Annotated in this window: 20 protein-coding genes; 11 read left to right on the forward strand and 9 right to left on the reverse strand. The window is 59.0% G+C overall.

Annotated features, from left to right (window positions below; genetic code table 11):
- The first annotated feature begins 1 nt into the window (after position 1).
- Positions 2–844: an ABC transporter permease gene (locus tag NBG89_RS24335; RefSeq protein ID WP_431322901.1), complete on the forward strand. Its 843-nt coding sequence runs from the start codon at positions 2–4 to the stop codon at positions 842–844.
- A gap of 61 nt (positions 845–905) precedes the next feature.
- Here NBG89_RS24335 and NBG89_RS24340 read toward each other — a convergent pair whose 3' ends face one another.
- Entirely contained in the window at positions 906–1,157 is a 252-nt protein-coding gene (locus tag NBG89_RS24340) for a YMGG-like glycine zipper-containing protein (protein ID WP_088702725.1), read from the reverse strand.
- A 241-nt stretch (positions 1,158–1,398) separates the two neighbouring features.
- On the opposite strand from NBG89_RS24340, the gene pepT reads away from it, so the two are divergent.
- Positions 1,399–2,631 (forward strand): peptidase T, encoded by a 1,233-nt coding sequence (gene pepT, locus NBG89_RS24345; protein WP_431322902.1) that lies wholly within the window; start codon positions 1,399–1,401, stop codon positions 2,629–2,631.
- Between the two features lie 61 nt (positions 2,632–2,692).
- Here the strand turns inward: pepT and NBG89_RS24350 are convergent, their stop codons facing one another.
- The 4 genes from NBG89_RS24350 to NBG89_RS24365 all read right to left on the reverse strand — a co-directional run bounded on the left by NBG89_RS24350 (position 2,693) and on the right by NBG89_RS24365 (position 6,934).
- Positions 2,693–3,145 carry a helix-turn-helix domain-containing protein gene (locus NBG89_RS24350; protein ID WP_431324539.1) on the reverse strand — a complete coding sequence of 151 codons (453 nt, stop codon included), beginning with the start codon at positions 3,143–3,145 and terminating at the stop codon, positions 2,693–2,695.
- Positions 3,146–3,309: 164 nt separating this feature from the next.
- Positions 3,310–3,582 (reverse strand): hypothetical protein, encoded by a 273-nt coding sequence (locus NBG89_RS24355; protein WP_431322903.1) that lies wholly within the window; start codon positions 3,580–3,582, stop codon positions 3,310–3,312.
- A gap of 116 nt (positions 3,583–3,698) precedes the next feature.
- The gene (locus NBG89_RS24360) at positions 3,699–4,859 is read right to left on the reverse strand and encodes a fumarylacetoacetate hydrolase family protein (protein WP_431322904.1); all 1,161 of its coding nucleotides are present in this window, start codon (positions 4,857–4,859) and stop codon (positions 3,699–3,701) included.
- A 239-nt stretch (positions 4,860–5,098) separates the two neighbouring features.
- Positions 5,099–6,934 (reverse strand): IlvD/Edd family dehydratase, encoded by a 1,836-nt coding sequence (locus NBG89_RS24365; protein WP_431322905.1) that lies wholly within the window; start codon positions 6,932–6,934, stop codon positions 5,099–5,101.
- A gap of 116 nt (positions 6,935–7,050) precedes the next feature.
- Here NBG89_RS24365 and NBG89_RS24370 point away from each other — a divergent pair, with 116 nt between their 5' ends.
- Positions 7,051–7,959 carry a LysR family transcriptional regulator gene (locus NBG89_RS24370; protein WP_431322906.1) on the forward strand — a complete coding sequence of 303 codons (909 nt, stop codon included), beginning with the start codon at positions 7,051–7,053 and terminating at the stop codon, positions 7,957–7,959.
- A gap of 21 nt (positions 7,960–7,980) precedes the next feature.
- Here the strand turns inward: NBG89_RS24370 and NBG89_RS24375 are convergent, their stop codons facing one another.
- Positions 7,981–8,889, reverse strand: a complete 909-nt coding sequence (locus NBG89_RS24375; RefSeq protein WP_431322907.1) for a helix-turn-helix domain-containing protein — start codon at positions 8,887–8,889, stop codon at positions 7,981–7,983.
- An 86-nt stretch (positions 8,890–8,975) separates the two neighbouring features.
- Here NBG89_RS24375 and NBG89_RS24380 point away from each other — a divergent pair, with 86 nt between their 5' ends.
- From NBG89_RS24380 to NBG89_RS24405, 6 genes are all read left to right on the forward strand, one after another.
- Positions 8,976–10,253, forward strand: coding sequence for an ABC transporter substrate-binding protein (locus NBG89_RS24380; protein ID WP_431322908.1), 1,278 nt, complete (start codon positions 8,976–8,978; stop codon positions 10,251–10,253).
- Positions 10,254–10,329: 76 nt separating this feature from the next.
- A complete protein-coding gene (locus NBG89_RS24385) occupies positions 10,330–11,190 on the forward strand; it encodes a carbohydrate ABC transporter permease (RefSeq protein WP_431322909.1) in 861 nt (286 codons plus the stop codon).
- On the forward strand, positions 11,187–12,023 hold the full coding sequence (locus NBG89_RS24390) for a carbohydrate ABC transporter permease (protein ID WP_431322910.1): 837 nt from the start codon (positions 11,187–11,189) through the stop codon (positions 12,021–12,023). The genes NBG89_RS24385 and NBG89_RS24390 overlap by 4 nt, the downstream gene beginning before the upstream one ends.
- Positions 12,024–12,037: 14 nt before the next feature.
- Complete coding sequence (locus tag NBG89_RS24395) at positions 12,038–13,123, forward strand: ABC transporter ATP-binding protein (RefSeq protein ID WP_431322911.1); 1,086 nt, start codon at positions 12,038–12,040, stop codon at positions 13,121–13,123.
- 44 nt (positions 13,124–13,167) lie between these two features.
- A complete protein-coding gene (locus NBG89_RS24400; protein ID WP_431322912.1) occupies positions 13,168–15,171 on the forward strand; it encodes an aldo/keto reductase in 2,004 nt (667 codons plus the stop codon).
- A gap of 171 nt (positions 15,172–15,342) precedes the next feature.
- A complete protein-coding gene (locus NBG89_RS24405; protein ID WP_431322913.1) occupies positions 15,343–15,681 on the forward strand; it encodes a DUF2147 domain-containing protein in 339 nt (112 codons plus the stop codon).
- 30 nt (positions 15,682–15,711) lie between these two features.
- Here the strand turns inward: NBG89_RS24405 and NBG89_RS24410 are convergent, their stop codons facing one another.
- On the reverse strand, positions 15,712–16,023 hold the full coding sequence (locus tag NBG89_RS24410; protein WP_431322914.1) for a hypothetical protein: 312 nt from the start codon (positions 16,021–16,023) through the stop codon (positions 15,712–15,714).
- Between the two features lie 876 nt (positions 16,024–16,899).
- Between NBG89_RS24410 and NBG89_RS24415 the strand changes: the two genes are divergently transcribed.
- Positions 16,900–19,839, forward strand: coding sequence for a DEAD/DEAH box helicase (locus tag NBG89_RS24415; protein WP_431322915.1), 2,940 nt, complete (start codon positions 16,900–16,902; stop codon positions 19,837–19,839).
- 304 nt (positions 19,840–20,143) lie between these two features.
- On the opposite strand, the gene NBG89_RS24420 is transcribed toward NBG89_RS24415, so the two are convergent.
- Complete coding sequence (locus NBG89_RS24420; RefSeq protein WP_431324540.1) at positions 20,144–20,584, reverse strand: hypothetical protein; 441 nt, start codon at positions 20,582–20,584, stop codon at positions 20,144–20,146.
- A gap of 925 nt (positions 20,585–21,509) precedes the next feature.
- Between NBG89_RS24420 and NBG89_RS24425 the strand changes: the two genes are divergently transcribed.
- The gene (locus tag NBG89_RS24425) at positions 21,510–22,772 is read left to right on the forward strand and encodes an alpha/beta hydrolase (RefSeq protein WP_431324541.1); all 1,263 of its coding nucleotides are present in this window, start codon (positions 21,510–21,512) and stop codon (positions 22,770–22,772) included.
- Positions 22,773–23,291: 519 nt separating this feature from the next.
- Here the strand turns inward: NBG89_RS24425 and NBG89_RS24430 are convergent.
- Positions 23,292–25,265, reverse strand: coding sequence for a mechanosensitive ion channel family protein (locus tag NBG89_RS24430; RefSeq protein ID WP_431322916.1), 1,974 nt, complete (start codon positions 25,263–25,265; stop codon positions 23,292–23,294).
- Between the last annotated feature and the right edge of the window lie 132 nt (positions 25,266–25,397).

Raw genomic sequence — 25,397 nt, forward strand, 5'->3', positions numbered from 1 at the left:
CATGATCCGAGATCAGGGCCTCACCTCGAAGATCTGGCGCTTTGCAATTTGGGCGCTGGCGATCCTCTTTGTCCTCAATCTGCTTGCCGTCATCGCCGCCGTCATCGTCAACTCCTTCGCGACGCGCTGGCTTGGCACCTGGCTGCCGGCCGGCTGGACGACACGCTGGTATTTCAGCGCCTGGAAGGAATTTCAGCTGTCGAGCGTCGTTCTTGTTACCTTCGAGATCGTCTTTACTGTCGTCATTATCTCCGGAATTCTCGGGGTGACGACCGCTTATGCGCTGGCACGCCGCGACTTTCCTGGAAAACGTCTGGTCGTCCTGCTCTTCCTGTTGCCGTTGCTCATTCCGCCGCTGACCTACGGCATTCCGCTGGCAACAGTCCTTTACCAGCTTGGGCTTGGCGGGACCTTCTGGGGCGTCGTGTTGATCAACATCGTGCCGTCGCTACCCTTTGTCGTGCTCGTCATGATCCCCTTCATCGAACAGATCGACCCGCGTATCGAAGCGGCCGCACGGGTCTTTGGTGCAGGAACGACGAACCTTTTCCTCCGCATCCTGTTGCCGCTGCTTCTGCCGGGAATGCTCGCCGCACTGCTGCTTGTGCTGGTGCGCACGATTGCAATGTTCGAGTTGACCTTCCTGATTGCCGGGCCGACGACGCAAACGCTGGTGGTGTCGCTCTACTACGCAGTCTTTGCCTCCGGCGTTCGTGCCGGGCAGTCCATCGATGCGATGGCGGTGGTCTATATGGTCACGACATTGTTCTGGCTGATTCTCGCCTTGCAGTTCGTGAACCCGACGCAGATCGTTGCAAGGGCAAAACAGCAAAGCGCCCACTAGTTCGGATCCTGCGAAAGACAGGGCGCCGCCTCCGCTAAGGAGGCGGCCCTCCAGCGCGCTGCTAGCAGCGCGCCTCGTACCTGCGGCCGTAGCGGTCACGGTAAACACAGTAGCCGCGACGCTCGGTCGAGCGCCCAATCAAGGCGCCGGCCACGCCGCCTGCCACAGCGCCAATGGCTGCGCCGCCCCAACTGTGGCTGACGGCACCGCCGATGATGGCGCCAGTGCCCGCGCCGATTGCGGTTCCCTTTTCTGTGGCCGTGCACGACGCCAATGCACCCATAAATGCGCCAACCAGAATAATTTTTCTCATCCGACACTCCTACCATTATGTCTTTGGTTTACCGCACTAGAACTAAGTCCGCCGTCCTCAGGGTCCATCGGACTTAAGTCCGACGCACCGTTTCTCTGCATCTGTCTACTTTAGTCTCACACGATTTCGCGGCAGACAACCATTTGTTGTCAGATAACCTCCTCAACGCGGAATACCTCTGTTCACAACGTCTCCCCGAAGGCTATACCGGGGCAACGCTCAAACATCGAATGGACCTGCCATGACCGATACCGTCCTCGATCGCTTTCTTCGCTATGTCGTCATTGATACCCAATCGGATTCGGCATCGTCGACGCAGCCGTCGACCATGAAGCAGAAGGAGCTCGCTCGTTTGCTGGTCGACGAACTCTTGGCGACAGGCCTATCCGATGCTCATCTGGATGAACACGGCTACGTCTATGCGACCGTTGCCTCAAACACCGACAAAGCGGTTCCGGTCATATGCTTCTGCTCGCACATGGATACTGCACCCGACTTCACCGGAAGAAACGTCAAGCCTCAGATCGTCCACAACTATCAGGGCGGCGACATTCAGCTTTCCGGTGACAACAAGCAGGTCATTCGGGTCAGCGACAACCCGGCGCTCAACGACCAGATTGGCAATGACATCGTCACCACCGACGGAACGACGCTGCTTGGCGCCGACGACAAGGCAGGCATTGCCGAGATCATGACGGCAGCGCACTTTCTCGTGAGCAATCCGGACATTAAACACGGAACCATCAAGTTGCTTTTTACGCCGGACGAGGAGATCGGCCGCGGCGTCGACAAGGTGGATCTGGCGAAACTTGGAGCCCAGTTTGCCTATACGATGGATGGCGAAACAGCCGGGCACATCGAAGACGAGACGTTTTCGGCCGATGGCGTCGAGATTACCATCGAAGGCGTCGCCATCCATCCGGGCTTTGCCAAGGGCAAAATGGAAAATGCGATCAAGATCGCAGGCGCCATCATCGACCGGTTGCCGAAGAACACCGCACCCGAGACGACCGAAGGTCGAGAAGGGTTCATTCATCCGACCGGCGTGACCGGATCGATGGAAAAGGCGGCTATCAGCCTCATTGTCCGCGACTTCGAGGAGGCAGGTCTCAGCGACAAGGAAAAGCGTCTTGAAGCCCTGGTCCAAGAGGTGATGGCCGACTATCCCGGTTCTTCCTACATTTTCGTCGTCAAGCAACAGTATCGCAATATGAAGGTCGTGCTCGATCGCTACCCTCAGATCGTCGAGAATGCAGTTGAAGCCATCCGGCGAGCCGGCATGGCGCCCGTTCGTGGCAGCATCCGAGGTGGAACGGATGGATCGCGTCTTTCCTTCATGGGATTGCCGTGCCCGAACATTTTCGCCGGAGGGCACGCCTTCCACTCGCCACGCGAATGGATCAGCAGGCAGGACATGGAAAAGGCCGTCGCCACCCTCGTCGAACTGGCAAAGGTATGGGAAGAGCGAGCCTAGGCAGGGTCCGCTTGCCACGACCGGGGCGCGTGTTCGTCTCGCGCATTGCGGCAGTATTCACTCAGGCGAACGTCTCGCCCGGCTTCGATCGCCCGGTCACAACGTCACGTCCCTCCTGGGCCTGGGCCATCGCCTTGATCAAGGCGACGATCTTCTCGCGCAGTTGCGTATCGGTGATTTGCAGGAAGGCGCGGTTGAGGGCGAGGCCTTCCTTCGAATGCAGGAATTCGGCAACAGGGTCGGCCGCGACCGTCATCTCGGATCCAGCCAAGCTTTGTGGCTCGGAGTCGTCCTGTTGAAAGAAGAAGCTTGGAGACGTGCTCAGCACGTCGGCAATCCGTTGCAGTCGGCTGGCACCGATCCGGTTCAGGCCCTTCTCATATTTCTGCACCTGCTGGAATGTAACACCTATCTGATCGGCCAGTCGTTCTTGGCTAAGACCGAGCAGTTGTCTGCGCATCCTCACGCGAGAACCGACATAGGTATCGATGGCATTCGGCGTCTTTGCATTCATCGTCAATGTTTCCATGTGCCGGGCTGGCGTCGCGGTCATCGCTCGACCTCCGGTATACAGCACTCCTGTGAAATGTGTATTAGCCGTCGACCAAATTCAATTGTTAGTTCGTACGGCTCAAATAATATCATCTGACAAGACGTTGACGAAGAACAGCGCGGCGGTCAGCGGTTGAAGCGAATTGGCCGGATTTCCCTGTGCACGATCTTCAGCGACCGATCGGGTTGGATCATGTAGGTCTCATCGACTTGCCGGCCCCACTCGTCGATGAAGTTGTGAGGGAAGGTCGACCCGGGCGGGGATTTTGTCAGCTTGGTGCGCGGCTGGCCGCCATAAGTGACGCTGCCGGGGATCGGATCGAGACCTGGCGAGGAAAAGTCCTTCGTGGTGCACCCGACAAGCGCGAGCACACCTATCAATGCAAGGGCCTTTTTCATGGCACCCAAACCGTTCCGCTTCATTCACAAAGGCATATATGCGATCAATTGCGCCGGAAAAGATGCTGCGGTCCGGCACAAGAATTAAGCAGGTCCTCCCCATTGCCCGCCAACGCCTATATGAGGCCGCGCTTTGCAAGATTTGCCATCAGGGCGGTGATACCGAACGTCCAGGGAGGGCACTCGGTCGAAAGCCGCACGGTATTGACGAGCGAGCCGAGGCCGGCCGACGAAATTTCGACGACATCGCCCACCTTGTGAGTGAAACCCTGGTTCGGGGCGTCACGATCCTGTGTCGGCGCAAACAGCGTCCCGAGGAACAGCATGAAACCATCCGGGTACTGGTGGTGGGGTCCGCAGGTCTGCTTGACGAGATCCGTCGGATCACGGCTGATCTTCGACATCGAACTCTTCCCGCGAAGAACGAAACCGTCTGTCCCCGTGACTTTTAGATCGAGTTCGGCCCTGCGCATGTGATCGAGGCCATAGCCTTCGTCAAAGAGGCGGATGAATGGACCTATCGAGCAGGACGCATTGTTATCCTTTGCCTTGCCGAGCAAGAGTGCAGAGCGGCCTTCGACGTCGCGCAGATTGACGTCGTTGCCGAGTGTCGCGCCCTTGATCTCGCCACGGCTGTTGACGGCAAGCACGATCTCCGGTTCCGGGTTGTTCCAGGTCGAGATCGGGTGGAGGCCGACATCTCTACCCCAGCCGACGGACGACAGCACCGGCGACTTCGTGAACACCTCGGCGTCCGGCCCGATGCCGACCTCGAGATATTGGGACCACATGCCTTCTTCGATCAGCGCCTGCTTGACCTTCGAGGCTTCCGGCGAACCTGCCTTCAGATTGTTGAGGCTACCGCCAATCAGGGTGCTGACGCGTTCGCGGATCGCGGCAGCGCGATCCGGATTGCCTGCAGCCTTCTCTTCGATCACGCGTTCGATCATCGACTGGGCAAACGTCACGCCACAGGCCTTGATCACCTGAAGGTCGGCGGGAGCAAGCAGATGGACGCGGGATGGGTCAGCCGTTCCCATCCCGATTGCCCCGACATCCTTAAGCGTGGCGAGCGCAGGACCCTGGGCGGCGCGCACGAAACCAGCGGGGTCGGCTTGCTCGAGGAGCGCACTCAGCGTCGGCACAGCTTTGGAGGTGATGTCGACCAGCTGATCGTCCCGAACCACCACGACGCTCGGGCCCTTTACAGCGGGGTTCCAGGCACGACCGACGAACAATCCGCCGCCGGCGGCAAAATCCAGAAGAGTGTAAGACATCGATATCTTCCGTCACGCGAGCGATGGAGGCGCTCAAAATCAAAACGAACCGGCCGCCCTCCAACCCGGCGGCACGGCAAAATCGACCACAATAGACGCGGGTCGGCAAGGTCAAATCCAGGCAATCTCGCCCTTGTTTCGAAACCGAAAAAGGGCGCGATGCTGCAGATGGCATCGCGCCCATGGTAGGTCATCAGACTATCTTGGCGAACGCTCGCTGCTGCCAGCGTGCCAATGACTTAGTGGTTGTCGCGCGGAATGCCCTTGGTCTGGGCAATGCGCTGGTATTTGACGGCAGGCTCGAGCACGGCGCCTGTTTCCATCTGGCCGACATAGGTGCGCTGGATTTCCTGCCAGGGCGTCTGGCTCTCCGGATAGACATACCCGCCGGCTGCCTCGAGCGCCTTGCGTCGTTCTGCAAGCTCCTCGTCGCTGATAAGGATGTCGGCAGTGCCCTTCTTGAGGTCGATACGAACCTGGTCACCGGTCCTCAGCAACGCAAGCCCGCCGCCGGCTGCCGCTTCCGGCGAAGCGTTGAGGATCGAGGGGGAACCAGACGTGCCGGACTGGCGACCGTCGCCGATGCAGGGCAGGGAGCTGATGCCCTGCTTCAACAGGTAATCCGGCGCGCGCATGTTGACGACCTCGGCAGCACCCGGATAGCCGATCGGGCCGGCACCGCGCATGAACAGGACCGTTGAAGCGTCGATCGCCAGCGACGGATCGTCGATGCGATGATGGTAATCTTCCGGTCCGTCGAAGACGACCGCGCGGCCGACGAAGGCTTCCGGGTCGTTCGGGTTCGAGAGATAACGCTCGCGGAACTCCGGCGAGATCACGCTGGTCTTCATGATTGCCGACGAGAAGAGGTTGCCGCGCAGCACGCGGAACCCGGCGCGCTCCTTGAGCGGACGCTCGAACGGGCGGATGACCTTGTCGTCTTCGATCGTTGCCGTGGTGTAGTTCTCGCCGACGGTCTTGCCGTTGACGGTCATCGCACCAGTATGGAGGAGGTCATGCTTGATCAGTTCGCCCATGACGGCGGGAACGCCACCGGCATGATAATAGTCCTCGCCGAGATATTCGCCGGCCGGCTGCAGGTTGACGAGCAGCGGGATTTCTTCACCGTAGGTCTGCCAGTCGTCGACTGTCAGCTCGACACCGACATGGCGCGCAAGCGCGTTGAGATGGATCGGCGCATTGGTGGAGCCGCCGATCGCAGAGTTGACCTTGATCGCGTTGATGAAGGCTTCCTTGGTCAAGATGTCGGAAGGCTTCAGGTCTTCGCGAACCATTTCGACGATACGCAGGCCGGTCTCGTAGGAAACTTCCTGACGGTCGCGGTAGGGCGCCGGAATTGCCGCGCCGCCCGGCAGCTGCATGCCAAGCGCTTCGGCAAGCGAGTTCATCGTGGTCGCAGTCCCCATGGTATTGCAATAACCGGTCGAGGGTGCGGACGATGCGACGAGCTTGACGAAGCCCTGATAGTCGATTTCGCCGCGCGCCATCATCTCGCGAGCCTTCCACACAATCGTGCCGGAGCCCGTGCGTTCACCACGGAACCAGCCGTTCAGCATCGGGCCGACCGAAAGCGCGATTGCCGGAATGTTGACGGTTGCCGCGGCCATCAGACAGGCCGGTGTCGTCTTGTCGCAACCGATCGTCAGGACAACGCCGTCCAGCGGATAGCCGTAGAGGACCTCGACAAGCCCAAGATAGGACAGGTTGCGGTCGAGACCCGCGGTCGGGCGCTTGCCGGTTTCCTGGATCGGATGCACCGGAAATTCGATCGCAATACCGCCAGCGTCACGGATACCTTCGCGGACGCGCTTGGCGAGCTCAATGTGGTGACGGTTGCACGGCGACAGATCCGAACCGGTTTGTGCGATGCCAATGATCGGCCGTCCCGATTGCAGCTCTTCCTGACTGAGACCGAAGTTCATGTAACGCTCGAGGTAGAGCGCGGTCATGTCAGGGTTTGCGAGATTGTCGAACCACGCCTTGGAGCGAAGCTGGCGCGAACCGTCCTGCGCTTGAACTGCGTTCTGATTCGGGGAGGGGGTCTTCTCTGCCACGATGAATTTCCTTGCGTTGACGCGGTTGTTGTCATGCACTTAGCTGATCGATACAGGAATGTATAATCAGTCTTTCGCATTTTGATATGCAAAACTCTTATATCGGGTGAGGCAATATGGGATTGGACGGCTTCAGACTGCGGCACTTGAAGATGCTTGTGGCGCTCAGCGAACACGGAAAGCTTGGGGTGGTTGCGGAAATGTTTGGCGTCTCGCAACCGGCGCTGTCCAGAACCTTGAACGAGTTGGAGCAGATGTCCGGCCACCAGCTCTTTGAGCGCCACAATCGGGGTCTCATACCGACCCCCGAGGGCGAGGTGATCGTTCGCCATGCGAAGATGCTGATTTCCGAAGCGCAGCGCGCAGAATATGAAATGGTGGTTGCTGCCGCCGGGCAGGGCGGCAGCGTTGCGTTCGGGACGATCATGACGCCGGCAGCCGATTACGTTGCCCCTGCGCTGAAACGGATCTTCGAAACCCACCCGACGATCGACATCAGCATCTCCGTCGGCAGCAGCGACGTGCTTCTGGAAGACGTCTTGAGCCGAAGGCTCGACTTCGCCGTGTGCCGCGTCCCAAGCGGCATGAACCCGCTCTGGTTTGACTATCTGCCCGTCGGCCAGGAGACGCTGCGCGTCATCGTGGCCGTGGACCATCCTCTATCGGCCAAGCCAGTGGTCACCGAGGATGACCTCAGACACCAGAGCTGGGTGCTCCAACCCCACGGTTCGTTCCTGCGCCAGGTCGTCGATGACTTCATACGCCGCCACGGCATCGTTCCGGCAAGTGTCGTTTCAACCTCCGATGCGCTGCTCACCATGCTGCTGATGCTACAGAGCCAACGGCTCGGTATCTTCGCAGAGCCAGTGGCCGCGCTTCTCGAACGACATGGTCTCGTCAAGGCATTGCAGATCGAGGGAGACATCTCTGTCCCGGGTTTCGGTCTCATCAAACTCAAGGACCGCGAGCTGTCTGCCTCCGCCGAGCTTGTCTACAATGTCTTCGCCACAACCCGAAACCCGTGAGACAGCGCCGTTGCCGACCGCTTAAGGCGCATATTGCGTGACCATGCGTGCGTCGCGGCGAAAGTCGGAAGGCGACATGCCGGCGATATGACGAAACGACTTGTTGAAGGCGCTGATCGAGCCGAATCCGCTGTCCATGGCGACCTGCAACACGTTTGCCTCATCGTTCATCAGCATGGCCTGGGCGCGCGACAGACGTAGCAGATTGACATATTTGTTGAGTGTCATGCCGGTCGTCTTCTTAAAGAGGTTCATCGCATATTTCGGATGAAGGTCAGCGGCGCGCGCTATATCGACCGAATCAATCTCCTGCAGGAAGTTGACGGCGATGAAGTCGCACATGCGCGCAACGCTGCGCGACGATTGCGGATAGCACTGCTCGATATCGTCAGCGTCTGTCGGCCCGAGTGTCGGCAGCATCGAATAGGGTTCAAGCGCGATTCGCTCCACCCGCAACAGCATCTCGTCGACGGCGTGCTGTGCCTTGGCCGGATCACCCGACCTGGCATAGCGCACCCAGCGGGGAAAGTTCTCCCGGTCGGCAGCGTCCGTTGCCGAGGTGAACAGGATCTCGCCTTTCATCAGGCGGCTGGAGATATTGATCGGCAGGCGCATGCGGAAGAAGTAGACGAGCGGAAGGTGTCCGCCGGCATAGATCGCGTCCTCGGAACAATCGTCCATCTGGTGGGGCTGTCCGCCCCAGAACAGGCACATGTCGCCCGCCCGCATGGTGATTTCGCAACCATTCACGCGGTAGTGCACGCTACCTTGCATGATATAGTTGACTTCAACCTGCACATGCCAATGTGGCATCAGCATTACTGGCGGGTGGTTATGAAACATCTGAAGGGCCGTCGGCAACCCTTCGATACTGCTCGCTCCCGGCTGGTAGACTGCCCGCTTTACGATCTTACTTTCCGCCAAATCCATGTTCCCTTTTTAGGAGACAGCGGCTCCCTTCCAGATAGTCTAGCCGCGTTCGCTAAGGGACGGCAATTGAAAAGGGAGGATTTTCAATGCGCTTCAAACTTATCGGTGCGACCTTTGCAGTCGCACTGCTTGCTTCCGGTTCTGCATTCGCGCAGCAGTCGGGCAATCTCACCATCTGGAGCTGGAACATCGCTGCATCGGCGCTGAAGTCCACGCTCGAGGGCTTCAACAAACAGCATCCGGATATCAAGGTCACGGTCGAGGATCTCGGCAACCAGCAGGTCTTCGACAAGATGCTGGCAGCTTGTGCGGCCGGCGGCGAGGGTCTGCCTGACATCGTCAGCGTCGAGAATTTCGAGGCGGAAATCTTCTGGAGCCGCTTCCCGGACTGCTTCGCCAACCTCAAAGAGCTCGGCTACACGCCGGAAATCCAGGCAAAATTCCCGGACTTCAAGCGCACCGAGCTTGAGGTCGGCGATGTCGCCTATGCCATGCCCTGGGACTCCGGCCCGGTCGCCGTCTTCTATCGTCGCGACTTTTATGAGAAGGCCGGCGTTGATCCCTCGACCATCAAGACCTGGGACGACTTCATTGCGGCCGGCAAGAAGATTTCGGCGGCCAATCCGGGCGTCGTCATGGCGCAAGCCGACTTCAACGGCGACAGCGAATGGTTCCGTATGATTTCCAACGAGCAGGGCTGCGGCTACTTCTCGACGGATGGCCAGACGATCACCATCAATCAGCCGGCCTGCGTTGCGACGCTCGAAAAGGTCAAGCAGATGAAGGACGCCGGCACGCTGACGGCAGCCATCTGGGATGAAAAGATCCAGGCCAATACCGCAGGCAAGGTCGCCAGCCAGATGTATGGCGGCTGGTACGAAGGCACGATCAGATCCGGCTCGCCCGATCTTGCCGGCAAGTGGGGCGTCTATACGATGCCAAGCCTGACGGCCGATGGCCCGCATGCGGCAAACCTCGGCGGTTCGTCGCTCGCAATCGCCGCCAACTCGCAGAACAAGGAAGCCGCCTGGACCTACATCAACTATGCTCTTGGCACCAATGAGGGCCAGGTGACGATGCTGAAGTCCTTTGGTCTCGTTCCGTCGCTTTTGAGTGCCGTTCAGGATCCGTTCGTCAACGAACCGCAACCCTTCTGGGGCGGGCAGAAGGTCTGGGTCGACATCCTTTCGACCCTGCCGAAGATCGTTCCGAGCCGCGGCACGGCTTTCCAGACGGATGCCGACTCCATCTACAGGGCAGCGCAGACCAAGTACTTTGCCGGCGGTTATCCTGACGCGAAGGCAGCGCTCGATGACGCCGCAAACCAGATCGCCACGGCGACAGGCCTTCCGCTTGCGAAATGAGTAACGGTGCCGGGCGTCATGTTGCGCCCGGCCTCCATCTTGAGAGATGGCTCGTCTCGTCTGTGAGGAGAATAGAATGCCGATCCGGAACCGGAACGCCTACGCTTTTCTTGCGCCCTATCTTCTGATCTTTGCCACCTTCTGGATATGGCCGATCATCAGTTCGTTTCTGACCTCGTTTCAGAATACCCGCGTCAATCCATGGAAATTCAGCCTTTCCGTCAACTGGGGTCGTCTCATCGGCGATCCGGCCTTCTACAACGCGCTCTACAACACGCTGATCATCCTGGTCATCCAGGTCCCGGTGATGATCGCCATCGCCACTGTGATGGCGGTGCTCTTGAACTCGCCGCTTCTAAGGGTGCGGCCGCTGTTCCGCTTTGCCTTCTTCGCGCCTGTCGTCGTCGGCGAGGTGGCCTATTCTGCGGTTTTCCGCCTGATGTTCAGCTTCGATTTCGGGATCGTCAACAAGATCATTACCCTGGCCGGCCTTCCAGCCGTTTCCTGGTTCGACAATGCCAATGCTGCCATGACCCTGATCATCATCGCCGTGACATGGCGCTGGGCCGGCTACAACGCGATCATCATTCTCGCGGGCCTGCAGTCCATTCCCGACGATGTCTACGAGGCGGCAACGCTCGATCGCGTCAGCAAGACACAGCAATTCTTCCATATCACCCTGCCGCTCTTGAAACCGATCATCCTGTTTTGCGTCATCTTGTCGGTCATCGGCACGATGCAGCTCTTCACCGAGCCATTTCTCATCACCAATCGCGGCGGTCCGGGCGGTGGAACAGAAACGCTTGGCCTTCTGCTTTATCGCGAAGGCTTCCGCTCGCTCAATTTCGGCTATGCCTCGGCTGTAGCCTATACGATGGCGGCGCTGGCGGTCGCGATCTCGCTCTTCAACCTCTGGATCGGAAGGGAGCCAAAATGAGATCGAAGTCTCAATCGCTGCTGCTCAGGCAGATTGCCCTCCACGCAATCCTGACGCCGCTGGCCATCATCTGGCTGTTCCCGCTGTGGATGATGTTCGTCTTCTCGACAATGTCGGACTTCGGCATTTTCAGCCCCGAGATCGTGCTCTGGCCCTCGACCAACTTCGTCGAGAATTTCAAGAACCTGCAGGCTGATACCGACTTCATTCGCGCGATGTTCATCTCCATCGGCGTTGCGGTGATCTACACGTTCCTGTCGGTGCTGCTCACCTCGATGGCCGGTTGGGCGCTGGCCCGCTACCGCTTCGTCGGACGCTCGATCGTCATCGCCATCATCCTCGGCACGATTACGCTGCCCTTTGCTGTCGTCGTCATCCCGCAGTTCATCATGGTGGCCCGCGAGTTCAAGCTGGCAAACACCTGGATCGCCTTGATCGTCCCGCCGCTCTTCAACTCGCTCGGCGTGCTGTTCATGCGCCAGGCCTTCTCGATGATGCCCGGAGAGCTTTTTGATGCGGCGCGTGTGGAAGGCGTCAAGGAATGGCAGATCTTCCTTCGGATCGCCCTGCCACTTGCAAGGCCGACGATGGCGGCGCTGGCCATCATTCTCTTCCTGCACTCGTGGAACAATTACCTCTGGCCGCTGCTTATCAACTCCAAGCCGGGGATGATGACAGCACCGGTGGCGCTTGGCACGCTGATCGGTCTCACCAAGGTATCCTGGGGAGGAATCATGGCGGGCGCGATCATGCTGACGGCGCCGATCCTGGTTGTCTTCGTGTTCCTGCAGCGCCACTTCATCGCCGGCATTTCGGCCGGCGCCGTCAAATAATCGGGGAACGCCTGATGTCCGAACTTTCGTTGAAAAATGTCGTCAAGCGCTTCGGCGCGCTGGAAATCATCCATGGCGCCAATCTTGAAGTCAGGGACGGCGAGTTTGTCGTCTTCGTCGGTCCGTCCGGCTGTGGCAAGTCGACACTGCTTCGCATGATCGCCGGTCTCGAGGATATTTCGGGCGGCGAGATCAATATCGGTGGCAAGGTCGTCAACGACGTGGAACCTGCCGACCGCGGCATTGCGATGGTCTTCCAATCCTACGCGCTCTACCCGCACATGACGGTCGAGGAGAACCTGAGTTTCGGTCTGCGCATGAACGGCAACCCGAAACAGGACACCGAAAAGCGCGTCAAGCACGCCGCCAATATCCTGCAGATCAACGAACTGATGCAGCGCCGTCCCAAACAGCTTTCGGGCGGCCAGCGCCAGCGCGTCGCCATTGGTCGCGCCATCGTGCGCGAGCCACAGGTCTTCCTCTTCGATGAGCCGTTGTCGAACCTCGATGCGGAACTGCGCGTACAGATGCGCGTCGAGATCTCGCGGCTGCACAAGCAGCTTGGCACGACGATGATCTATGTCACCCACGACCAGACCGAAGCGATGACGCTGGCCGACAAGATTGTCGTCTTGCGCGCCGGTAATATCGAGCAGGTCGGCGCACCGCTCGACCTTTATGACGATCCTGCCAACCAGTTCGTTGCCGGCTTCGTCGGCTCACCGAAGATGAACTTCCTCAGGGCCGAGATCATCGAGAAGGATGGTGCGAGCGCAACCGTTGCACTTGCCGGCGACCGCAACGTCCGCCTGAGCATGCCGATCAGCGGCCCGATCGTGCCTGGTGCTGAGGTCACGCTCGGCATTCGGCCGGAGCATTTTGTCGACGCCGGGCAGGGGCAGGCGGATCTCACCGTCACGATCGATGTCGCAGAGCACCTCGGCAACACCAGCTACGTCTACGCGACAATGGCGGGCGGCGAGCCGCTCATTATCGAGCGCCCGGAATCGCGCGCTGCCGGTAACCGCGACACGCTGAGCGTCGGTCTGAGCGTCAGCCACATTTTTCTGTTCGACAGCGACGGCAAGCGGCTGCGCTGACTGCACCTTCATCCCAAGACTTATGCAATGAAGAGGAATTCCCTATGAGCACAGACCAACCGATCCGTTGGGGCATCATCGGCCCGGGCACGATCGCCCGCACCTTTGCGGACGGCATCGCGCATTCGCGCACTGGGAAGCTCGTGGCCATTGCCACCCGCAACCCGCAAAAGCCAGGGCTCGGCGACAACTTTCCCGGCGCCCGCATCGTCAAGGGATATGACGCGCTGCTGGCGGATGCAGAGGTTGACGCGATCTATATCGCAACCCCTCATACCGGTCATGCCGAATGGGCAATCAAGGCTATCCGCGCCGGCAAGCACGTTCTTGTCGAAAAACCGATCGCGCTTTCCGCTTTCGACGCCGATGCAATTTATCATGAAGCGAAGAAGGCCGGTGTCTTTGCCGGAGAGGCCTTCATGTATCGCCTTCACCCGCAAACTGCCAAGATCGTCGAACTTGTCAAAGGCGGTGTCATTGGCAGCGTGCGCATCATCCGTTCGAGCTTCGGCTTCAACATGGGCTCGTTCAAGCCGGAGCATCGGCTCTTTGCCAACGAGACGGCCGGCGGCGGTATCCTCGATGTCGGTGGTTATCCGGTCTCCATGGCGCGGTTGATCGCCGGGGCTGGCGAAGGTAAGCCGTTCCTCGAACCGGAAAAGGTCTCCGGCGTCGGTCACCTCGGTCAATCGGGTGTCGACGAGTGGGCTTCTGCCGTTTTGAAATTTCCGAACGGCATCATCGCCGAAGTGTCATGCTCGATCATGGCGCAGCAGGACAATACGCTGCGCATCATCGGTTCGGAAGGACGCATCGAGGTCAAGGATTTCTGGTTTGCCTCCGGCCATAAGGGCGGTGTCGGCAAAATCGAGATCTTCAAGGGCAATGAGCAGCAAACGATCGAGGTCAAGGAAGATCGCTGGCTCTACTCCTTCGAGGTCGATGCCGCAGGCGATGCAATGCGCGCCGGCGAGAAGGAATTCCGCTCACCCGGCATGAGCTGGGCTGATTCTGTTGGAAACCTCCGGGTTCTCGATCAGTGGCGTGCCTCGATTGGTCTGGAATATGGGGTCGAGAAGGCGGAAAAGCGAACCGCAAATCTTGCAGGCGCTACAGTCCGTCGCGGTGACAGCATTCCGCAGCGCCAGATCCCCGGCATTTCCAAGCCGGCCTCGGTCGTGACGCTCGGCTTCGAATTCTTCCCGAATTTCGCTGCTGCATCCCTTACCCTCGACGCGTTCTATGAGGCCGGCGGCAATGTCTTCGATACGGCCTTTGTCTACGGCGGTGGCAAGACCGAGAGCATCTTCGGCGACTGGCATACCAGCCGAAATGTGCCGCGCGAGGAAATCGTGCTGATCGGCAAGGGCGTCCATTCGCCACTTTGCTACCCCGATGTCATCGCCAAGCAGCTCGATCAGTCACTGAACCGGCTGAAGACCGACTATGTCGACATCTACTTCATGCATCGCGACAACACCGATATTCCGGTCGGCGAGTTCGTCGATGCCATGGACGCAGAGGTCAAGCGTGGTCGAATCCGTGGCATTTTCGGCGGGTCGAACTGGACGCGCGAGCGCATGGACGAAGCTGCAGCCTACGCCGCCAGGAACGGCAAGACGGCGCCGGCCGCCCTTTCCAACAACTTCTCGCTTGCCGAGATGCTCGAGCCGATCTGGGCTGGATGCGTTGCGGCGTCCGACGGCGACTGGAAGAATTGGCTGAATGCCAAGCAGGTCCCGAACTTTGCATGGTCTAGTCAGGGACGCGGCTTCTTTACCGACCGCGCCGGACGCGACAAGCGTGACGATGAGGAAATTGTTCGTTGCTGGTATTCGGATCGCAATTTCGAGCGTCGTGACCGGGCAATCGAGTTGGCAAACAAGCTCGGCCGCAGCCCTATTCACATAGCACTCGCCTATGTCATCGCTCAGCCGTTCCCCGTTATTCCGCTGATCGGACCGCGCACCATCGCCGAACTCGAAGACAGCCTTTCGGCGCTCGACATCCGCCTGACGCCGGAACAGGTGACGTGGCTGGAAGCGTGACGCGGTGGCCCGACCGCCCGGGGCTGTGAGGTGACAGTCCCGGGTGCCTGACACGTCTTCCAGCGCCAAGGGACACTGAGCGCTGGAAGACGACGCCCCCGGGGCGTATAGTTCAACGCTTTAGGTCGGACCAGCGGCCTCACCCTGAGTGTCAATAGGGGAGCGAAAACCATGAAACGGCTGGTATTGACCGCGGCGTCGATGGCGCTCGTGGCCTTCTCTGTTTTGGCTCAAGAGCCTGTCGTCGGCACCTGGAAGACACAAGTCGGCACCACCGCCGCGATCGACGAATGCGCCCAAGGTTACTGCATCACGATGAAGACGGGCAACAGTGCGGGCAAGCGCATCGGCTCGTTCCAGGGCAGCAACGGCAATTTCACCGGAACCATCGTTGAGCCGGAGAGCAGGAAGACCTTCACGGGCGTGCTCACGCTCAGCGGCGACACGGTGCACATGCGCGGCTGCACGATGAAGGTGATCTGCGTTTCGCTGATCTGGACCCGGTTGTGACAATCGTGCCGAACCATGTTGGGTTGGCGGCTAGTTCCTGCGTTTCAGCCCGTCGATCACCTGCCGATATTCCTCGGCGATGGAGATTGCCGCTTTTGCGACCACCGGATTGACTGATTTGCGGTCAATGGCGTGCGAGCAGGCTTCGAATACACCGCGCAGTTCACGCTCGATCGACGAGAGTTCCGGGTATCGCTCTACGAGCACATGCGGAAGTAGTTTTGCCTTCTCCTTCATAGACTTGGAGCATATGAGGACGCTGGGATCTGCAGCAGTAACATCGAGAATGGCTGCTTCGAGCTGTCCAGTGGCGCTGACGATATCGGTAACCAAGGCCGTCACTCTTCCCTCCTGACAAAGGAACCCCTGGAAGATGCCATGCATTCCTCGTGCCAAACTGGTGAGCAGTCACTCTGGTGACCAAAGTTGGTTGGCAGCAGAAGAGTTCTCCTGGCAGCGATCGATGACGAAGTCTTGATGGCGAACGATATTCTCCCCGTGCCACCGCGAACTAGTTTCAGTCGTAGTGAGCGGCTGGCTTTGTTGGGAGGACGAAATGAAAACGGTGGGAAAGACGATCTGCCTCGGGATGGTTGTTGCATTCGTGGGTATCGCAACGGCGTGTTCGACAAACTCGGGCGCCCCTCGAACAACGGGGTCGGTTGGATACGGCGCCCATAACGCCGACTTTGCGCTGCGGCCGGCGTGCAGCGGTGGGTTCGGCAATGATCGCCCCTGTAGCTATTAAATCTCAGGTGCGCTGCTTGGCTCAAGCATGTTCGGATGCAAGCCGTCGAGAGCCGCGGGCCTTCGAGAGACCCGCCGCAGCCGTAATCATCGGCCTGCGCTATCTTCGCTAAGGGCCAGGAACAGTCCACGAGCAAGGCGCCGTCGAGCGCTGTTGCTCCATACCTCTTAGTACCGTCGCCACGGAGGGCGGTGACACCTCCCGCCAGCGTGCCGGCTGCGGCGAGCTTGGCCGTTGCGGACACAGCAGGAAGGCGGCGGGCAGTCAAGCTGACAATCAGGCCAATCCGGCCGCGCCATGCCGGACGAAGGTACTCGAGGTCAGGGCGGACGGGATCGCGTTAACGATTTGTTAACCATTGTGGCCGAGCCTTGCTGTTGAGGCACTGTTAACGATTCTCGCGTCTCAACGGACAGCAGAAGACAGTCAGGGTCGGGACCACCGCAGCAATCGCGAAGGCATTTTTGTAAATGAAAGCCACCCCGTCTCCTTCGGATATCAAGCGACCACCTGATGTTCCCTTGCACGGCAGCGAAATGCACCAACAGGTCGCGCGTATCCTCAGCTATTGGGAACACATTGAGCACTACAGTCCACCTATTCTGGAAAGCGATGGCGATAAAAGCGCTTCCGTTTCAGTTGCACACATCGTCAACGACCATGATCCCTGGCCGCAAACCGAAGAAAACGGCAACGCAATTCGCCATTTCATACGCTTTGGCGTGGCGCCCGTCCGGGAATGCGACGATCTCCTGATCCGTCGCTGGTCTACTGGCGCGAACGCCCCTGATGATCGGACTTGCGAGGAGACACAGTTTACCTTCGCAGGCGCATTCGCTGTGTCCGACAAGAAAACCGCGGAACCTGGCTCGCTGGTCATCAACCGCTTTCTCTACGATCTTGCGGTAGCGACCGAGCGCACGCAGATAAGCTTCGCCGACTACGCAGAAGCGTTGGCGACGGAATACAAAGCGCGAGTGAAGGCACGTTTAAAACCTGTCGCTATTGCAGAAGCCCTGGCCGACTTGGCTTTTTCCACTCTGGGGCTGCCTGCAAAGGTTCGAGCCAAGGTGAAGTGTGTCGTCGTCACGTCTGGCAAGCCGATCATAAAGGGCAAGGCAAGCCGCAAGCCCAGGGACGCAAAACCGTTCAACAACGTCTACCCGGGCCTGTTGCGTGAGTTGCGTAGCGACGTTGTGAATGGTGTGGTTATCGGAGCGGCCTGGGATCTGCTGACGCTACCGTCGGCAGCATCCGACTTCGATGCCACGAGTGACGCAGCCGTTTTAAATAGCCTCGAAACAGACCGCTATCCCTCGGCCCGGTGGCCGTCGGACTTTTCCTTGTCCCCCCAACAGCAAGTCGCTGTGAACGAACTTTTCGCCAGGTTGTCGAAGGAGGGGGTCTTTTCGATCAATGGACCGCCTGGAACCGGGAAAACGACCCTCCTGCTGGATGTTGTCGCTGGAATTCTTGGCCGTCGTGCCGAAGTCTTGCTGGATTATGACGATCCCCTGTCAGCTTTTACCCCCGTCTATGGTGAAGAAGGTTGTACGCATTTCAGGATCGACCGGCAGCTCGACGATTTCCTCGTGGCTGTCGCCAGCTCCAATAACGGCGCTGTGGCCAATCTGACACTCGAGCTTCCGAAGCGATCGAAGATAGGACGTGCTTACTCCGATACGGTGAATTTCCTCCCGAAGCTTGCCGAGCGCCTGATGGCCCAGCATCAGCTTACCTCTCAGTCCTGGGGGGCAATATCAGTTCCGTTGGGAAATCGGCAAAATCGAGACCGCTGTTCGACGGCAATGGCGGAAGCGATTGACGATGACACGCTGTTTGAAGGCGGAACCGATAGTTGGGACGATGCCAAAACGGATTATAGAGCGGCAAAAGCGAGGTTGGATGAGATAAGGGCAAAGCACCTGAGCCTGTCCGAACTCGTGAACGCGACAAAGAACTTCGAGGCTCTCTACCCGAGTTTAAATCAGAAATGGACGCTGCCGGTGCGCTCGACAACCGGCACAGCCGCGATTGCACTTGAACCGGGCCTTTCGGCAACGCATCCTGTCCTTATCCAAGCGCGAGAACAGATCGAGCGGCTGAGAGAAGAGCTTGGCGACGTCGTTCTCCCTGGCGAGTTCGCAGAAGCGGACCATCAAGCCCAGGCTCAAATGCTTCCTGGTACATCAACAGCGTTCGAACGTGCACGTTGCGATATGTTCATCGCAGCGATGCGGTTGCACCAGTCATTTGTGGCTCATGCCTGGGCATCAATTAGACCCAACCTCGTGGCCTGGATCGACCTCATATCGGCAAAAGCGCGAGCTTGGTCAGAGGCAGCCGCTCGCGATCTGTGGAGCACATTCAGCCTCCTCGTCCCGGTCGTATCTTCGACCTTCTGCTCTTTTTCGAATGTCTTCGGGAGCATGGGACGTGGCTCGATTCCGTGGCTGATTGTCGACGAGGCAGGACAGGCTTCCAGCCAGCACGCGATTGACGCTTTGTCACGAGCCAAGCGCGCAATCGTCGTCGGTGATCCATTTCAGCTCGAACCGATCTCCACGATCAGCCACGCGGTCGAAACTGCGCTGGCGACCAAATTTGGCATCGCGCCGCAATTCCGGACGAAACACACCTCTCTGCAGACACTCGCGGATCGGATCAACCCGTTTGGTGCGAAGCGAAAAGGGACGTGGGTCGGCGCTCCCTTGCGTGTCCATCGTCGTTGTCTCGAACCGATGTTTTCGATTTCAAACGGCCTTGCCTATGATCGCTCGATGATCCTGGCAGACGAAATCCTCCACAATGCATCGAAAGATGTTCGGCGGCCGAGCTTCGGACCCAGTGCATGGATCAATGTTGTCGGCGCTGCCGAAACAGCAAATGATTTCTACATTCCGCAGGAGGGTGCGGTAGCAGCGCACATAATGTCGCGATGCGTCGCACGTACGAGCCCGTTACAACCGGCGATCGAATTACCCGACATTCTTATCATCTCTCCTTTCAGAAAGGTTGCCGAAGGCTTCAAGCAACACTTGCGCGATAATGCTCCTGCCGTGTTTGGCGAAACAGCTGCAGGGACAGCTGAGGAATGGATCGAGCGATCCGTGGGGACGGTGCACAGCTTTCAGGGGAAGGAAGCTGACACAGTTATTTTGATCCTGGGGGCGACGCGCCCCGATAGCATTGATTGGGTGCTTGCCAAACCGAACATCATGAACGTCGCCGTCACCCGCGCCCGCAGGCGCCTCTACATCATCGGCAACCGGGCCAATTGGTACCGCGACCCCGTTCGCGACGCATGGATGCTCGGAACCGAGGTCGACTGGTTGATGGAGGAAGGTGAGGCGAGGCAGATGTTCGACTCCAGCGCGAGCCGAAAACCAATGCTTCGCGTCGTCAAATGACAGGCATTGGCAAATGTCAAACTCCTACCCGGCGGGCCGTGTTGAAGGTGGCGGCGACGGGAAATGTCCACTCAAGCACTGCTGATTGTGCGCCGATAGTCCCAACGAAGCCGACCGAGCCCCCTTCGACCAAGGTACGATCCCGTATGCCGGACGCCCTGCGCGTGTTTGGAGCACTTGGGGCATGGCGCATCGGGAGCCGAACAGATCCCTCGAAACACGGCTGCCTTTAACGAAAATGGCTGGCCTACCAGTTCAAGCTCGGTAGAAGGAAGTCGGACCTCCACGAACCGAGTGAGGGCCCTTACTGCACCGTGATGCTCATGCCGCTGATATCGGCGTTTATCTGCAGGCCTACCTGCCTGCCTGAGAGCTCGAGTTGGGCGCCCTTGCCGTTGGTCATGACGATCACCTGGGCTCCTTCGCCGACGGCGCCGCCACCGCCCGCAGCACCGTACACCCCTGTCACATCTTGGGCCCGGCGTATGTGGCGCACGGTACCATGGAAATAGGTCTTGGAGGCACCGAAGGCGAGGCCGCCCGAGATGCCGCCGACCGAGATGGGATATCGGCGACCGTGGAAAGTCAGTGTGCCGTCGCCTCCGGCGCCACCAACGAAGAAGGCCGCCTTGTAGATGGCAAAGCGGATCGTGCCGCTGTCTGCATGCGCGGCGCTGGCAAAGCTAACTCCCGCGACGGCGATGACGGCAACCACAATTGAACGAAATCTGGACGAAACCTTCATGACGAGAGACTCCTCAAGATCGCCGCTTGCCCAACCGGACAGGTGTGTCAGCATCGTATCGAATCTATAGCTGAACAGTCTCGCACGTCATTGGTTCCAAGGCATGCGCACTTAGTGAAAAGACCGGCACGAAACGAGGCGGATGTGGCGCTACGTGAAGCCTAGTGGGCTCTTGGGTAATTATCGAGAGAGGCGGCGCGGGATATGCGAGACCATCTGTCGTCCCCTCTCCACAACGTGACAATGATGCTTGAGGAGGTCGCAAAGCGGGGTCAGTCTGGGTCTTCAACCAGGGTGACGGCACGGTGCAGCGGATCGACGCCAAGGGCAATGAACTGATACGACGATTGAAATCGGCGCAGCAGGCGGCGGTGGAGATATCGCGGTTGGCGGCGGCTATACATGGGTCACCTCGCATGAGTGGCCCGTGTTATCAAGATTGACGCCAAGAACAATCAGCTTGTTGGAAAGTTCGATGCCTGGCGAGGCGGAAGGCATGGAAATGTCATCCGTTATGGCACAGCCTCGATGTGGGTTTCGGGCACATCACCATTTCGGATCGCCGCTCCCAATAACTTTTGGAGGAGACCAACTCTCCTTGGTAGCAGCGGCACAACAATGAGCACGGGTGGGAACGGGAACGGTAACCGGGGCCCAATCAAAACAATATAGCCGAGAAATCGGAAAAAAACGAATACTACTATCGTCACAATTCCCTAAAGTTGGCAGGAACGTCTACCGCATAAATAGGATTTATATTAGGGAGCGTCGTTCACAATTGCATATAATCTTATCGGACATTTGCAAACATTGGGTTGAACGGTTTAGATGTGCTTCCGGGGCCGCGAGAGGAAGCGCAGTGAACTTTCCGCAAAGCGTCAGTAACTATCGTCTACGTCCGTTATTCCATGGGTGCCGTCGGCTCATTCTATGCGTCGCGCTGGTTTTGCCTTCCGGATGCGGCGGACATCCGAAGGACGTGCTGCTGCCTGTCGCGGACACCTCGCCCGCCTCCAGCCGCGTGGACATGCTGATTGCGACGACGCGTGGGCGCTCCGCCAATCGTGGCGAGATGTTCACAGGCGAAAGAGCCCTCGCTCCAGCCTTTGCCGACATTACCGTTTCAATACCGCCTGCGAGCGCGCGCAAGGTCGGCGACGTCGCGTGGCCGAAACGGCTGCCGTCAAACCCGGCGACGGATTTCGCCACCCTTAAGGCGGATGAGATCGGCCAGGAGCAGGCAAAGGCCTGGCTCAACGCCGCGGTCCGCAAGAGTCCCGACCGCAGCGCGTTCGTGTTCATTCACGGGTTCAACAACCGATTTGAGGACTCCGTCTATCGCTTTGCGCAGATCGTCCACGATTCGGGCGTCCACAGCGCACCCATCCTGGTGACATGGCCATCGCGGGGCAGCCTGCTCGCCTATGGATACGATCGCGAAAGCACCAATTATACGCGCAATGCGCTTGAGAAACTGTTTCAGTATCTGGCGAACGATAAAGAGATAAAGGAAGTTTCCATCCTTGCACATTCGATGGGCAACTGGTTGGCCATCGAAGGCTTGCGCCAAATGGCGATACGCAATGGCGGTCTGCCGGCGAAATTCAAGAATGTGATGCTTGCGGCTCCGGACGTCGACGTGGACGTGTTCCGCTCTGAGATTGCCGATATGGGCAAGCAGTATCCCCGCTTTACATTGTTCGTGTCGCGCGATGATCGCGCGCTTGCCTTCTCACGTAGGATCTGGGGCGACATCCCACGGCTTGGATCGATCGATCCGGAGCAGGCTCCCTATAAGGAGGAGCTCGAGGCCAACAGGATCGCCGTGATCGACATGACCAAGGTGAAGGCCGGCGACAGTCTGCACCATAGCAAGTTCGCAGAATCGCCAGAGATCGTCCGGCTCATCGGTGCGCGCATTTCGGAAGGTCAGACACTGACCGACAGCAGAATGGGGTTCGGGGACCAGCTTATTGCTGGAACGACTGGAGTTGCCGCGGCTGCTGGCAGTGCGGCGGGTCTGATTCTCGCAGCGCCGGTCGCGGCAGTGGACCCGGACACCCGTGCCCACTACGCCGATCACTTGGCTAGCATAACCGGGCAGACCAGCGTCCAGCAGCAGGGGACACAAAGATGCGTTTCGCACCGAGCCGCATCGCAGGGACAAGCCTGTGCCGCGACGCAGTGATGATGGCTGAGGGTCAGGCCAAGAGTTGATGACGATGGCGCAGACGCACCTGAAACGTAGTTTTCGCGGAGCTTGGCGATATTGGCGTCCAATGGGTACGGGGGGCGCGCTATCGGCTCTCCTGATGCAGAATTCAAAGCCTCGGCAAGTTTGCCGTCCGCGCCGTCTGTTTCGACGATGAACTTTCCGTCTTTGCGCGAGAGTGGACGCCGAAGTGGTCGAGGCGCCCGTCGCCAGCCGGAGGTGAATCCGCCGGCGATGACGATCAGTGCTGCTGTGGCCGCAATCGCGATCTTCCATCTGCCCGCTGTGCTGACAGCCGACAACTCCGAGGATGGCGCCGGGGAAGCGCGGTGTGTGCGCCGCGCTTTGCGTTGTCGCCGGGCTTTCGGTTGATTCGTCTCTTCCCCCGCGCCTCCTCTCCCACAACTCGGTCCGGCAATGTGCCGAGAATTGCTTGGCGAAGAGGCGATGGCAAACGCCTTTCACGCTCAAACAGACAGAACCTCCGAGGAGGGATTATGATGCCGCGCGCGGTCGGTCCGACACAGAGGTCACATCGGTTTCGCCCGACTGCTGGATCGCGGCAGCCGTTGATCGGCCATCGAGTACATCGAGCTTGAGTTGAGCCGAACTCGGCAGAGCAGAGGATAGTTCTATTCCCTCTCTGCGGCAGGCCTCGAGGATGCGCCACTTGGCGTCAGCATCGATACCACTCGCGGTGTCGACGCGAATGACAAGTTTGAAACTAACGACGAGGGCGTTCTCGGTAATGTCGGAGATGCCTTTCAACTTGAGGGGTTCAAGGATGGCATCCTTGTAGTCAGGACTGTCCATCAGTTCGACGCCCACGCTCTTGGTGATCTTCCGCAGTCTTTCCAGGTCCGTGTGCCGGGCGAAACTGAGCTGGAATTTGACCGTCGACCAGTCGCGGCTGAAATTGGTGATCTGGCCAAGCTGCCCGAAGGGGACGGTATGGAGCTGGCCGCTTTGATGCCTGAGACGAACCGAGCGCAGGGTGAAGCCCTCGACGGTCCCGCGTACCTTATTGCAATCGATATATTCCCCAACTCGGAAAGCGTCGTCAGCAAGGTAGAAAATGCCTGAAACGACATCGCGCACCAGGGACTGGCTCCCGAATGAAAGTGCGAGACCAAAGATCGACGCGCTGGCAATAAGAGGCGCCGTGTTGATCCCAAGTTCTGAAAGGATCATCAGCGCCGTAACAACGATCATCAACACGCTCAGGCTCACCCGCGCGACAGGCATAAGCGTGCGTATGCGGGATGCCCTTGAGCGCTCCGAAGCCGAAATGTTGGCGTCCGCTGTCTGTGCGGGAAGCGTTGCCGTATCCATGTATCTGCCGATAATGTACTTGATCACCTCCCAGGTGATATATGCACCGAGCGCGACGACACCGGCCCTGACCAATGCATTCTTCCAACTGTCCCACTGCGCCGTCGTAAAGATGCCGAGCGCCTCCCCGAACCATATGTGCAAGAGATAGATGATCGCACTGGTGATGATAACAAGACGTGCGGCGCGCATCAGAATGCCGGAAATGCGCGGTGACGGCGCCTCCCTGGAGCCGGCAGCCGTTCTCGTCGCGAAGCCGTGATGGGAAAACTTGAACAAGGACTCGGCAAGAATGACCCCGACGACCACATTGATGGCGGTCATCTCGACATGGTGGCCTTGCACGGCACCGTAGATATCCATCAGGGTCCGCAGGACGACCAGTGGCAGACCGACAATCAGCCAGCCGTCGACGACCCGTTCCTGCTCCTGACCGCTCTTCCACCATCCAAGGCTCGTCACGATCAATTTCCCGATCGCCCGACGCCAATGGATCGCCGACCATATGAGGATCACGGAAAACAGCAGCGAGTTGATCAGAAGACCGGCCGCAATGGCGTCGGGAGAAACGCCCACGGCGGCCGTGGGCACCAAGATCCAGTTGCGCAGCGCGTTCGCCGTGATGTTTATAACCAGAAAGCGATATGCCGCGCGGTTCGTTTCGTCATCAAGTTCAACGATCCGCAGCGCCGGTCTTCGCGGCCGAAACCAGATCGTTATCGCCTGCACATAGAAGCTCACTTCGAGCAGTACGTTGAGAAGGAGACTACCCACGTTCGCCTGAGCTCCCGGTCGTGCAAACCAGATGCCCTTCGCAAGGTCGCAGACGACCCATGCAGTGCCAAACGCCAAAATATTGACGAGCGCACCCAAGCCGATGGTCGCAAGCGTCGGAGTTTCGTCCGCGGCAAGTCTGCGGCCCAAGATCCGATTACCGAACCTGATGACCACGAATTGCAGGAAGATGGCAGCCGTTGCAGTGAACAGGACCAGCAGCACGAAGTCCCCGGCATCACGGCCACCCCAGTTCGCCTCATCGAGTTGATCAAAAGTGCTGGAAAACGCCTGAGGCAGTTGCGGAAGCGCGGTGACAACCGCAACCAGGCGGTGGAAGAACCGGCTTGTTCCTGTGCCCAATTCTTGCTCCAGAGCACCTGCAGATTTCGGCAGGGCAGATGGAGGGTGGGATTCCGGCGCCCGAGCAACTGGCTTCTCTGCCAGCTGGCGGATCACAGCGCTGCTAACTTCGTCGACGAGCTGATCTAGCTG

It is taken from the genome of Rhizobium sp. YTU87027 (genome assembly GCF_050644135.1).
In the GTDB taxonomy this organism is placed as follows: domain Bacteria; phylum Pseudomonadota; class Alphaproteobacteria; order Rhizobiales; family Rhizobiaceae; genus Rhizobium.